At 73.1% G+C, this 11761-nt stretch carries 14 protein-coding genes; 9 read left to right on the top strand and 5 right to left on the bottom strand.

The window, feature by feature from the left end; all coding sequences use genetic code 11:
* Positions 1–261: 261 nt before the first annotated feature.
* Positions 262–1116, top strand: a complete 855-nt coding sequence (locus ACFRQN_RS03380; protein ID WP_049650764.1) for a hemerythrin domain-containing protein — start codon at positions 262–264, stop codon at positions 1114–1116.
* A gap of 178 nt (positions 1117–1294) precedes the next feature.
* On the opposite strand, the gene ACFRQN_RS03375 is transcribed toward ACFRQN_RS03380, so the two are convergent.
* Positions 1295–1888: a DUF6891 domain-containing protein gene (locus tag ACFRQN_RS03375; protein ID WP_380737860.1), complete on the bottom strand. Its 594-nt coding sequence runs from the start codon at positions 1886–1888 to the stop codon at positions 1295–1297.
* A gap of 98 nt (positions 1889–1986) precedes the next feature.
* Here ACFRQN_RS03375 and ACFRQN_RS03370 point away from each other — a divergent pair, with 98 nt between their 5' ends.
* A complete protein-coding gene (locus ACFRQN_RS03370; RefSeq protein ID WP_074000867.1) occupies positions 1987–2949 on the top strand; it encodes a DUF1152 domain-containing protein in 963 nt (320 codons plus the stop codon).
* Positions 2950–2988: 39 nt separating this feature from the next.
* Here ACFRQN_RS03370 and ACFRQN_RS03365 read toward each other — a convergent pair whose 3' ends face one another.
* Positions 2989–3552 (bottom strand): FHA domain-containing protein, encoded by a 564-nt coding sequence (locus ACFRQN_RS03365; RefSeq protein ID WP_380737858.1) that lies wholly within the window; start codon positions 3550–3552, stop codon positions 2989–2991.
* A gap of 202 nt (positions 3553–3754) precedes the next feature.
* On the bottom strand, positions 3755–4303 hold the full coding sequence (locus tag ACFRQN_RS03360; RefSeq protein WP_380737856.1) for a DUF1697 domain-containing protein: 549 nt from the start codon (positions 4301–4303) through the stop codon (positions 3755–3757).
* A 157-nt stretch (positions 4304–4460) separates the two neighbouring features.
* Here ACFRQN_RS03360 and ACFRQN_RS03355 point away from each other — a divergent pair, with 157 nt between their 5' ends.
* Positions 4461–4931, top strand: a complete 471-nt coding sequence (locus tag ACFRQN_RS03355) for a pyridoxamine 5'-phosphate oxidase family protein (RefSeq protein ID WP_117487476.1) — start codon at positions 4461–4463, stop codon at positions 4929–4931.
* A 69-nt stretch (positions 4932–5000) separates the two neighbouring features.
* Here the strand turns inward: ACFRQN_RS03355 and ACFRQN_RS03350 are convergent, their stop codons facing one another.
* Positions 5001–5357, bottom strand: coding sequence for an arsenate reductase family protein (locus tag ACFRQN_RS03350; protein WP_049650761.1), 357 nt, complete (start codon positions 5355–5357; stop codon positions 5001–5003).
* A gap of 157 nt (positions 5358–5514) precedes the next feature.
* Between ACFRQN_RS03350 and ACFRQN_RS03345 the strand changes: the two genes are divergently transcribed.
* Together ACFRQN_RS03345 and ACFRQN_RS03340 are read left to right on the top strand one after the other, a co-directional pair.
* Positions 5515–6741: a cytochrome P450 gene (locus tag ACFRQN_RS03345; protein WP_380737854.1), complete on the top strand. Its 1227-nt coding sequence runs from the start codon at positions 5515–5517 to the stop codon at positions 6739–6741.
* Positions 6742–6899: 158 nt separating this feature from the next.
* The gene (locus tag ACFRQN_RS03340) at positions 6900–7997 is read left to right on the top strand and encodes a PP2C family protein-serine/threonine phosphatase (RefSeq protein WP_380737852.1); all 1098 of its coding nucleotides are present in this window, start codon (positions 6900–6902) and stop codon (positions 7995–7997) included.
* Here ACFRQN_RS03340 and ACFRQN_RS03335 read toward each other — a convergent pair.
* Positions 7978–8601 (bottom strand): exonuclease, encoded by a 624-nt coding sequence (locus ACFRQN_RS03335; RefSeq protein ID WP_380737850.1) that lies wholly within the window; start codon positions 8599–8601, stop codon positions 7978–7980. The two genes, ACFRQN_RS03340 and ACFRQN_RS03335, sit on opposite strands and share 20 nt — an antisense overlap.
* A gap of 402 nt (positions 8602–9003) precedes the next feature.
* Here ACFRQN_RS03335 and ACFRQN_RS03330 point away from each other — a divergent pair, with 402 nt between their 5' ends.
* The 4 genes from ACFRQN_RS03330 to ACFRQN_RS03315 all read left to right on the top strand — a co-directional run bounded on the left by ACFRQN_RS03330 (position 9004) and on the right by ACFRQN_RS03315 (position 11752).
* Complete coding sequence (locus ACFRQN_RS03330) at positions 9004–9237, top strand: AAA family ATPase (protein ID WP_380737863.1); 234 nt, start codon at positions 9004–9006, stop codon at positions 9235–9237.
* 62 nt (positions 9238–9299) lie between these two features.
* On the top strand, positions 9300–9572 hold the full coding sequence (locus ACFRQN_RS03325) for a hypothetical protein (RefSeq protein WP_380737848.1): 273 nt from the start codon (positions 9300–9302) through the stop codon (positions 9570–9572).
* A 486-nt stretch (positions 9573–10058) separates the two neighbouring features.
* Positions 10059–10190: a hypothetical protein gene (locus tag ACFRQN_RS03320; protein ID WP_380737846.1), complete on the top strand. Its 132-nt coding sequence runs from the start codon at positions 10059–10061 to the stop codon at positions 10188–10190.
* Between the two features lie 962 nt (positions 10191–11152).
* Positions 11153–11752 carry a very short patch repair endonuclease gene (locus tag ACFRQN_RS03315; RefSeq protein WP_380737844.1) on the top strand — a complete coding sequence of 200 codons (600 nt, stop codon included), beginning with the start codon at positions 11153–11155 and terminating at the stop codon, positions 11750–11752.
* Positions 11753–11761: the final 9 nt, after the last annotated feature.

Raw genomic sequence — 11761 nt, 5'->3', positions numbered from 1 at the left:
TTCGCGCTCCCGGCACCGGCGGTTCTGCTTCCGGAGGGTCTGTGCGCGGGCCTTCCCGCGGTTCTCCCGCGGGTCTTCCAGCGGCTTCCCCGGTGGGGCTCGTCGGGGGGTTCCGGTGCGGGTCCGCCGCCCGTCGGCAGCCCCGTGACCTGCGCGTCAATCGGACATTGATTCGCTTCTGATCGACTGCGAGCACCTTGGCTGGGGCGGTCCTCACCGGCCGCCGCCACCCGTCGTGCCCCAAGCAGTGAAGAGAGTCCCATGCCGATCCACCTGGTGCCCCAGCCCGTCCACACCGTGCCCGCCCAGGGCCAGTCCGGAGCCGACTCGCTGGGCGGGGACGCGTACGCGTACGGGCAGGTCGTGGACGACGAGCCGGCCACCCCGCGGTTCGCCGGCCTGCGCCTGGTGCACGCCGCGCTGCGCCGGGACCTCGCCCGGCTGCCCAACGCGCTGCGGCTGCTCCAGCCCGACGAGGACGACAAGGGCGAGGCGCTGCTGCGGCACTGGAACTTCATCACCGCCATGCTCACCTGCCACCACGAGCAGCAGGACACCCGGCTCTGGCCGATCGTGCGCCGCTTCGCGCCCGAGCTGCGGCTGCTGCTCAACTGGCTGGAGGACGACCACCACAACCTGGACCACTCCTTCACCCGGGTCACCACGCTGGTGCGGATAGCGAGCCGGGACACCGGCAGCGCCTGGCCGGTCGCGTACGCGATGGAGGACCTGGCGGCCCGGCTGGAGACCCACCTGCGGATCGAGGAGCGGCAGCTGCTGCCCCGGATGGAGCGGGTGATCGCCGACGGCTCCCGGCTCGGCGGGCTGGGCGAGCTGCTGGACCTGCTGCGGCTGGCCGACGGCCCGGGCGTCGCGGACGCGCTGGCCTGGCTGCTGGAGGGCGTGGAGCCCGCGCTGGTCGAGCGGCTGCTGGCCGAGTGCGACGACGACGTGGCCCGCAACTGGCCGCACTGGCACGCGACCTACCAGCGCTGCACCTCGCCGCTGTGGGGGCCGGTGGACGGTCCGGTCGGCGGTGCAGGCTCCGGCACGGGCGCGGGTTACGGCCTCGGCCCCGGCCCCGGCTTCGGCGGTCTGGGGAGCGTCGCCGACTGACCCCGGGGCCTCTTCTCGGGCCGTTGATCTACGCGCGTGGCATGGGCCTCCGGTACGGGCCTCCGGCATATGCCTGACGGCTCCCGGGGGCTGGCTGATATTCCAACTCTCCGTATTTCAAGGGGGATTGGGCCCACCGGCATCGGGTGCCGGCCGTCCTGCCCGCCGCTCCGGCCGCTTACTCCGGCAGGCGGTTGAGCCACTCCAGCGGTGCGACCCGGATCGCCGTGTGCGGCGAGCCGTCCCACTCCGCCGTCAGCCCGACGGCCTCCAGCGCGGCGACCACCGTCCGCCCGACCTCTGCCGTCCGGCGCTCCGAGGCCTCGGTCGTCTCCTCCCCGGCGCGGAACCCGCCGTAGCGCAGCATCAGCCCCCGGCCGGCGGCCGCCGCCTCGGTGTCCTGCTGGTGGAAGAAGACGAAGCCGACCGAGCCCTCCCCGGCCTCGCCGCCGATCTCCGCGTAGCCGCAGCCCGCGCAGCAGGTGAAGTCCATCGCCGCGACGATGCCCTGGTCCTCCAGCGCGTCGAAGGCGTCCGCCAGCCGGTCCACGTCGGTGGTCTCCGGCCAGGCCGCCTGCTCGGCCAGCCGCGCGGCCCACAGCGGAGCGACGATCCGCTCCGCCTCCTCCTGCGTCAGCCCCTGGTCGTCGAGGTCCTCGACCAGGGACTCGGCTATCTCGTCCGGCTCCTGGAAGCCGCACCGGATCAACTCGCTTGCCCGCTCCTGGACTTCGCGCAGCACGTCGGGGGTGAGAACCGTCTCCTCGGTCATGCCCGCATCCTCGCACCCGCCACTGACACCGACGGCCGGGCGCGGGGGGCGGGGACCAGCGCTTCGCCGCGGGCCGCCGTCCTGCTACCGTCCCGCCGGTGACCTCCCTGCTGCAACCACCGCTGCTCACCCGGCTGCTGGCCGCCGAGCGCATCCTGATCGCCGGAGCCGGCGGCGGATTCGACGTGTACGCCGGGCTGCCGATCGCCCTCGCCCTGCGGGCCGCGGGAAAGGAGGTGCACCTGGCCAACCTCTCCTTCTCCCACCTCTACGGCCTGCCGCTCGACGTCTGGGCGGAGTCCGACGTGGCCCGGATCGGACCGGACACCGCCGCCCCCGAGGGCTACTTCCCGGAGCGCACCCTGGCCCGCTGGCTGAACCGGCACGGCATGCCCGACACCGTGTGGGCCTTCCCGTCGGTGGGTGTGCAGCCGCTGCGCGAGGCCTACCGCGCGCTGGTCGGCCGCCTGGGTGTGGACGCGGTCCTGCTGGTGGACGGCGGCACCGACATCCTGATGCGCGGCGACGAGGCCGGACTCGGCACCCCGGAGGAGGACATGGCGAGCCTGGGCGCGGTGGCCGGCCTGGACGAGGTGCCCGAGCGGCTGGTCGCCTGCCTCGGCTTCGGCATCGACGCCCACCACGGCGTCAACCACTCCCTGGTGCTGGAGAACCTCGCCGCGATCGACCGGGCCGGCGGCTACCTCGGCGCCTTCTCCGTCCCGCGCGACAGCCGGGAGGGGGTGCTCTACCTGGACGCCGTCGAGCACGCCCGGGCCGCCTTCCCGGAACACCCCAGCATCGTCAACGGCTCGGTGGCGGCGGCGCTGCGCGGCGAGTTCGGCGACGTCCGCTTCACCGAGCGGACCAAGGGCGAGCAGCTCTTCATCAATCCGCTGATGACGCTCTACTTCGGCGTCACGGTCGAGGCGCTGGCCGCCGAGCACCGGTACCTGGACCGGCTGGAGAACACCGTGGTGACCCGCCAGATCGCCACCGTCATCGCGGAGTTCCAGGACGAGCTGCCGCGTCAGCGGCCGCCCCGGCAGTTCCCGCACTGACCCGGGGCGCCTGGGCGGGCGGGGCCGGGGGCGGGCCGGTCAGAGCGGGGCGAGCCGGAACTCCAGGTTCCCGAACCGCACCTGGTCGCCGGGCCGGACCCGGACGCCGCCCGCTATCCGGCGCCCGTTCACATGGGTGCCGTTGGTCGAGCCGAGGTCGTACAGCATCCAGCCGTCCCGCTCGTGCCGCAGTTCGGCGTGGTTCCGGGACACCGAGGGGTCGTGCAGCCGCAGCCCCGAGCCGGGGAGCCGGCCGATCGTCAACTTCCCGGCCCCGGACTGCGGCAGGCTCAGCCCCGGCAGCCGCTCGGTGCGCCAGGCCCTGCCCAGCCGGTCGCCGAAGGCGGAGATCCGCCCGACCGTCCGCAGCACGAACCGCTCGACCGGCCCGCCGGTCGGCAGTCCGGCCACCGCCGCGTCCAACTCGCCGCGGCTGGTGGCCCGGAGGACGATGTCCATCCGGCCGAGGAAGGTGTCGTGCGAGAGCCGCCCGCTGCCCGCGCCGTCCCGCAGCACCCCGAGCGCCTCCTCCCGCTCGGCGTCGGAGGGCCGGACCGCGCCGGTCGGCCCGGCCGTGCCGGCGGGGAGCTCAGGAGGCGTCATGGCCACATTGTCCGCGCGGCCGATTCCGACTGTCCAGATCACGCCGGGCGCGGGCGCGGGGTTCGTACGTCACGGCAGTCCAGACGCCCTTTCCGGCCGGGCGGTTCCGCGCGTTTCCGGTGTGCCGTACGGGCCGTTCCGGGACGCCGTACCGACGGCCCCCGGCTGCCGTCCGGGCCGTCCCCGGCTGCCGTACGGGCCGTCAGGCCTTGCGGGCGGCGGCCAGGATCTTCTCCGTGGTGTGCAGGAACCGGGAGGTGACCGCGCCCCGGTAGGCCTTGCCGAACATCTCCTTGGTGACCCACTTGCCGTCCCGGAGGTGGACAACCACGTAGGCGGCCCCCGGACCGGCGCCGACCACCTCGACGTCGCCCTTCGGCGAGCGGTGGGGGAGGGCGAGTTCGACGGGCAGCGGCTCGGAGAGGAAGGCGACGACCAGCCGGACGTCCGGCGTCACCTCGACGCCCCGGAACGGCTCGGCGGCGAGCAGGTCGTCCACCTCGTCCACCGTCCGCAGCAGCACCGGCACCGGGTACCCGAGCGCCTGCTCCAGGTGCTCCTCGATCCGCCCGGTCAGCGCGGCGCGGTCCGGCTCGGCGGTGGTGAAGAAGACGTTGCCGCTCTGGATGTAGGAGCGGACGTTCCCCAGCCCGAGCTCGGCGAAGAGCGCCCGCAGCCGCTCCATCCGCACCGTCCGGCCGCCGACGTTGATGGCCCGCAGGAAGGCGATGTACGTGGTCGTGGTGGTCACCCGGCCAGTCTGGCACCGGCCACCGACAGCGGCCCGGCGCTCCCGGCCCGCCGCCCCCGACCGGCCCGCCGCCCCTTCCCCGCATCCGCCCGACCGCCCCTGTCCGTCCGGTCGTCCGCGTCCGGCGGTTGTCGGTGCCGGGTGCCAGACTGGCGCCATGGCTACCTGGCAGGATTTCGAGCACGAGGCCCCCGACCTGGCGCCCCTGGTCCGGGCCCGGTTCGAGGCGAACAAGCACCACGTCCTGGCGACGCTGCGCAAGGACGGATCGCCCCGGGTGAGCGGGACGGAGGTCGAGTTCGTCGGCGCCGACCTGTGGATCGGGTCGATGTATGGCGCGGTCAAGGCGCGTGAGCTCCAGCGCGACGCCCGCTTCGCGCTGCACGCGCACCCGGGGGACGAGACCATGGCCGGCGGGGACTCCAAGGTCTCGGGCCGGGCGGTGGAGGTCACCGACGAGACCGAACTCGCCGCCTTCGCCGCCGATCTGCCCGAGCCTCCGCCCACCCCGTTCCACGCCTTCCGGCTGGAGCTCGACCAGGTGGTGCACACCGCCCTGGAGGGCGACCACCTGCTCGTCTTCAACTGGCACCCCGGCCGGCCGGTGGAGCGGATCCAGGTCCACTGACCGGCCGACCCGGATGACCCGGCCGACCCGGATGAGTCGGCCGGGTGGGCCGGGTGGGCCGCAACTGCCCTACGGCAGAACGGACTTGAGGGCGTCCGGGGTGCGGGCCACGACGGCGTGCCCGTCGTCCGCGGTGATGATCGGGCGCTGGATCAGGATCGGGTGCTCGGCCATCGCCGCGATCCAGCGGTCGCGCGAACCCTCCTCCCGGGGCCAGCCCTTCATCCCCAGGTCCTTCGCGGCCTGCTCGTCGGTGCGGGTGATGTCCCACGGCTCCAGGCCCAGGCGCTCCAGCACCCGCACCAGCTCGGCCGCGGTCGGCGGATCCTCCAGGTAGCGCCGTACGGTGTACTCGACCCCGGCGCCGTCCAGCTCGCCGAGCGCGGTCCGGCACTTGCCGCACCGGGGGTTGATCCAGATCTCCATGCCGGCCACCCTACCGAGCCGCCCGCGCCGGCCCCGACAGCCGCCGCGCGCGACGTCGCCCTGGCCCCGGCGTTCGCCGTCCTCCCGTCCCGCCGCGCGCGATCCGTTCCGTACGGGAACTCCGCCCCGCCCACCGGCGGTTGACCGGTCAGGAAGCGTGAGCTCGGGAGGGGAGCACCGGATGGACGGCGCGGCGATCATCGAACAGCTGATGACCACGGAGGTCAGGACCGATCCGTACCCGCTGTACGCGAGGGCCCGCGAGCTGGGCCCGGTGGCCCCGGCCGGGGACGGCATGTTCGTGGTGAGCGGCTACGCGGCGGTCAAGAAGGTGCTGCGCACGCCCGCCTTCGGCGTCGCGACCGCCGAGATGACCGAGTACGCCGCGCACTCCTCGCTCGCCCTGCTCGGCCGCTCGATCCTCCAGCGCAACGCCCCCGACCAGCCGCGGGTCCGCTCGCTGATCGCCTCGGTGTTCACCGCCCGCCGGGTGGCCGCGCTGCGCCCGGCCGTGGAGGCGGCGGTCGACCGGCTGCTGGACGGGATGGCCGAGCAGGGCGCCGACGGCTCGCCGGTGGACTTCATGGACGCCTTCGCCTTCCGGCTGCCGGTCGGGGTGATCTGCGAGCTGCTCGGCGTCCCCGAGCAGGACCGCTACCGCTTCCGCGGCCTCACCTCCGACCTGACCGTCGCGCTGGAGATCATGCAGGACCTGGACGGGCTGGCCGCCGCCGACGAGGCCGCCGACGAGCTGGCCGGCTACTTCACCGAGCTGGCCGCCGAGCGCCTGGCCCGCCCGCAGGACGACCTGGTCACCGACCTGGCCCGGATCGCCGCCGCCGACGACGAGCGGCTCTCCGCCCGGGAGCTGCTGGCCAACCTGGTGCTGCTGCTGGTGGCCGGCTTCGAGACCACCACCAACCTGCTCGGCAACGGCCTGGCCCTGCTGTTCCGCCACCCCGAGGCGGCCGCCGGGCTGCGCAGCGGAAGGATCACCCCGGCCGGGTTCACCGACGAGGTGCTGCGGTTCGACGCCCCGGTCCAGGCCACCGGGCGGGTCGCGCTGGAGCCGGGCCTGGTCGTCGAGGGCCTGCCGATCCCGCCCGGCAGCGGGCTGACCCTGCTGATCGGCTCGGCCAACCACGACCCGGACCGCTACGAGCACCCCGAGGTGTTCGACCCGACCCGCACCGACAGCCAGCCGCTCAGCTTCGGCGGCGGCACCCACTTCTGCCTGGGCTCCCAGCTGGCCCGGATGGAGGCCGAGGTCGCGGTGCCCGCCCTGCTCGACCGCTTCCCCCGGCTCGCCCCGGGCGGCGTCCCGACCCGGCGCGACCGCCTGGTGCTGCGCGGCTACGAGACGCTGCCGGTGACCGTCCGCTGACGCTCCGCTCCCGGGGGCCGGGGATTTGGCTCCTCCGGCCCCAGGGACCGGGACGTTCGGCCATTCGTGGCAGGGCCGTCCGTGGGAGAGCATGGAGGGACCAAACCGGCCAATCCGGGCGGATCGCCCGGAGCGGCCGCCTGCCAGGAGGTCCCGCCGTGCGCACAGCACCCCGCCCGCCGCGTCCCGCGGCGCTGGAGCCCAGGGCGCCGCGGTGGGTGCCCTGGCTGCCGGTGCTCCTGCTGGTGCTGGACCTGGTCGCCGAGGCCGTCGTCCCGGACGCCGTCGCCGCCGGCTTCCTGCTGACCGCGCTGCCCGTGGTGGCCGCGTTCAGCTACGGGCCGGTGCTGACCGCCGTCACCACGGCCGGCTCGCTGGGCCTCCAGCTCGTCCTGGCGCTGCGTGCGGACCACGTCGACGAGCAGCACCACGTCTGGGTCTACATCGCCACCCTGCTCTCCGGCGTCATGGGCACCGCCCTGTCCTGGCAGCGCACCCGGCAGAACCGCAATCTGCTCCAGGCCCGTACGGTCGCCGAGACCCTGCAGCGCACCGTGCTGCGCCCGGTGCCCGAACGGGCCGGCGGGCTGCGGGTGGCCGGCCTCTACCGCCCGGCCCAGGCCGACGTCCTGGTCGGCGGCGACCTGTACGAGGTGTGCGACACCCGCTTCGGCGTGCGGGTGCTGCTCGGCGACGTCCGGGGCAAGGGCCTGGCCGCGGTCCGCACCGTCGCCGACGTCCTCGGCGCGTTCCGGGCGGCCGCGTACGACACCCCCGGGCTGGTCGACCTCGCCGACCAGCTGGACCGCGCGGTGCTGCGCGACGCCGCCGACCGCGGCGACGACGAGCTGTTCGCCACCGCCGTCCTGCTCCAGTACCGGCCCGGCTCGGACTGCGTGGAGATCGTCAACCGCGGCCACACCACCCCGCTGCTCCTCGGCGGCGGGGGCATATCCCCGGTGTCCTGCGCCGACGAGCTCCCGCTCGGCCTCGGCCACCTCGGCCCCGCCGACGAGCGCAGCAAGGCGATCGCCGTCGCGCTGCCCCCGGGCCACACCGTCCTGCTCTACACCGACGGCGTCAGCGAGGCCCGCGACACCACCGGCGCCTTCTACCCGCTGGCCCCTCGCCTCGCCGCCCTCGGCACCACCGCCCCCGACCGGGTGGTCTCCTTCCTGGCCCAGGACGTCCACCGCTACGCCGGCCTCCTCGCCGACGACCTCGCCGTCCTCGCCCTCACCCCGGACACTCCGTAGCCCCGTCCCACTCCCAGAGGTTCGCGAACAGCTCCGCCTGCTCCCGGGCGTCGTCCAGCGCGTGGTGCGTATGGGGCAGGTCCGGCAGCAGCTCCGGCGGCATCGACCGCTTCCCGATCCCGGCGAACGGCACCCCGGCCCGCGCCGCGTACAGCGTCTTCAGGTCCAGGCAGCCGGAGTGCCCGAACGGGCTGGAGCCGGTGAACCGCACCAGGTACCAGTAGAGGAACTGCCAGTCGTACACGGCGGGGTAGCCCACCATCACCGGCCGGTACCGCCGCCCGCCCGGCCCGCCCCGCACCCCCTCCACCCAGCGGCCGAACTCCCGCATCGCCGCCGCCGGATCGGCCCCGTCCGCCTCCAGCACCGCCCGGTCCAGCCCCGACACCGCCAGCGCCTCCGGGACGTACTCCGCGCTGATCGGCCGCAGCTCCCGGTAGAACGCCGCCCCGCCCGCCCCCGCCCGCCGGAACCCCTCCCCGTCGTGCCACCCGGCCACCACCGCCCCGAAGCTCACCATCGAGTACGGCCCCGGGATCGGCCCGTCCGCCTCCACGTCCACCGACACGTACACCGTCGGCGCCACCTTCACCCTGCGTCCCATCCCCCCATCCAACCCACCCCCGCAACCCCGTTTCCCACCCACCGGCCGCCCCCTCACAACCGAAAGGGACCGGCGCCGCCCGGCACCGGTCCCTGTTCCGCACCCGAGGGCCGACGAGGGTCCTACAGGTCGTAGTTCTGATCGAACATGCCTCTGACCTGCGGAAACATGGACCGGGTGGAAGATCATTTCACAACCAGTGCACACGAGGCGGCGTCAATGGATGAGAGACGCCGAGGAAGGTCTCGTCGATCGTTCAGGAGGGGCGTTACGTAGCGCTACCGAGCCGAGAACCCGCTCGTGGGCGGCGTTCAGAGTGACCATGTTGCCAGAAAGTCGGCGCGCGTCTGATCTGTTCGCCCGCAGGACGACCAGTCCAAGTGCAGGGCAACACAAGTTCCTCTGGGAGTACACGGGGGCACCTATGCCCCTCAGCTCAACCGAGGCGAGAACGTCCCCGCGAGCCTGGCCAGCTTCGCCCTGAACCCGGGCGACGTGGTCCTAGTGGACGAGGCTGGAATAGCGGGCACCCACAACCTGGACAACCTCACCCGGATCGCCGCCGACCGCGGCGCGACTGTGCGCCTGCTCGGCGACTGGCGACAACGCCGGGCTGGGCTTCTACCTCGCCAATGACCGGGTCGTGAGCGGCTCCCGCCTGGCCATGATCGAGGCCGCCTACGACGGCTGGAACCGACATGCTCGCGGGCCGCACCACGCTGATCAGCGCCGCCGCCGGAGCCGACGTCACCAACCTGTCCGCCCGCGCCCCCGACGAGCGCATGGCCGCCGGCCAGGTCGAGGCTGACGGCGTCCTGCTGCGCAACGGCAACCGCGCGGGCCGGGACGACTGGATCGTCACCCGCGACAACAACCGAAGATCACCAGCAATCGGGGCGCCGACTTCGTCAGGAACCGGCGACGCCCGGAACGTCCTGCACCGCTACGAGGGCGACGCGCTCCGGGTCTAGCACGTGGGCCACCGCGGCTGCATCATCCTGCCCGCCGAGGACGTCTCCGCCCACATCCAGCTGCTCTACGCCCGCGAGGATCTGTACGTCCAGCTCACCCGTGCCCTTGCGCAACGCCGAAGCCGGCGGCTGGCAGCCCGAGCGGCTGCTCGCCGTGGCCACCTGGCGCGGCGACCTGACCACCGCCGACACCGCCCGCTACGCAGCCCTAGTCGCGCAGCTCACCAAGCTGCCTGCCCACGGGTTCGACCAGGAGGCCGCGACCGCCGAGCCAGCCGCTCCGGGTATCGCGCCCGCCGCAGCCCAAGCCCCGACGCGCACCCGCACGTCTCGGCCGACACGCTCAAGGGCTACGCCGCCGACGCCGCAACCGCGCTCAGCACGACCATCGACAAGGTCACCGACCACCCCAAGTGGCCCCACCCGGCCGGCGCCTTGGCCGCTGCCGAGCGCGCTGGCCTCGCCACGGCGGGTGCGGGCGCCGGCGTGTCGGCGGGTGGTTCCCGGGCCTACCGCGCCACCGGCGACTACCTCGGTCTGGAGTACCGGCCCATGACGAGCCTGCGCGACATCGCCCCGGGCCTGCCCTTCTACGTGCTCTCCGACCGGAGGTCCTGATGTCCTTCAAGCGGAAGTCGGACGACATGTCCCGGGACCGGAACCAGGTCCTGTACCGCTACCGTCCAGGCCAGACCTTCGACCATACGGCTGGCTACACGGCGCAGGTAATCCAGTACGGGCGCGACGACGAGTTCGAGGGACCGAACCTCGACCGGCAACACGTGGTGGGTGAGGCCATGCGGTTCGTGGCCCGGTGGCGGTCGGTGGGACGAGTCTCCTCCTCGGGAGCCGACCGCGCTCCCGAGTTCCCGCAGGACGGCGGTCTGGCGGACCGGCAGTACGAGGTCGTCGCGCCCGGCAAGGTGTTCTGTCGGGTGTGGCCCCGGGTGATCCAGTGTGCCAGGGCTGGGTGCGGCCTCGTTTGGACGGCCGTGGACTCTCGCCCCGGTGTGGACGAGTGGCCACCGGCCTGTCCCGCCTGCCGGAACACGGGCGGAAACCGCCAGCTGCAGTTCGTCTTCGCCCACCGCTGCGGAGAGCTCGCGCAGATGCAGCCTCCCCGGAGCTGTCCGAGGAACCGCACCACCTTCAAACTGAACGACCGCGCCAGCAGCTTCAAGGACTTCCGTTGGGAGTGCATGACGTGCGGTTTCCCCCACGCCGTCCAGTGGAACTGCAACAACCCCACCTGCAGCTATCCCGACAAGTACATGCAGCCGCTGCTGCACTCCGCCGGCGCCGCCCACGTCGGGCAGGGATTCACACTCGTGAGCCCTCGCCGTCGACAGCGGATACAGCGAGACCAGCCTGTCCGAGTACCTCTTCCCGTACGACCTCGCCTTTGCCCTGTATCCCAACGGGGGAGCCGAGTTCAGCCTGGGCGCGCTCCGCACGGTGATCGAGCAGAACCTGGATGCCGTCGTCACCCGGGCCAAGGAGAACGACTCGTGCCTGTATGACCCGAACTACATGCTCAGTGACGGCGCAGACTTGGGATGTCTCCTCCTCCCTGAGACCGCGTGCCAGCACTGGAACCGCAACCTGTCCCGGTGGCACCTTTTCGGAGACCCCGACGGGGAAAGGGTCGGGTACTGGGACCCGGCACTGTGAGTTCCCGGAGCGGTGTCGTCTGGCCCACAGCCGCAGGACCAGACGACACCGGGGAGCACGACGAGCGGCAGGAGGACCGGGCCGAGGTGGCGAGAGCATGGGTCAGCTCTGCTGCGGGGGCGCACCTGTGTGGCCGCGTCACCCGTAACACGAAACCCGAGGTCGTGCTGCGCCAACGAGTTCACGCTCTCGGTCTTCGCTTCCGGCCCCACGTTCCCGTGGCGCCCAGGTGTACCCCTGACTTCGTGATGCCCAGGCATCGGGTGGCAGTGTTCGTTGACGGCTGCTCCTGGCACGGGTGTCCGGAGCACGGGCCCAGCGACTTCCGAGGCCCCAACGCCGACCGATGGAGGGAGAAGATCACTACCAACAGGCAGCGGGCCCAACGGAACACTGCCGCTGCGGAGGCGGCCGGATGGACGGTCGTCCGGCTGTGGGAGTGCGAGATCCGCCGAGATTCGTCCGCTGCGGCGCTTCGCGTTCGGTCCGCCACTCGCACGGGCGGGTAGGTCCCGCCT

This window comes from Kitasatospora sp. NPDC056800 (assembly GCF_042789775.1).
Classification (GTDB): domain Bacteria; phylum Actinomycetota; class Actinomycetes; order Streptomycetales; family Streptomycetaceae; genus Kitasatospora.
This window is presented reverse-complemented; position numbering and strand designations above follow the sequence as displayed.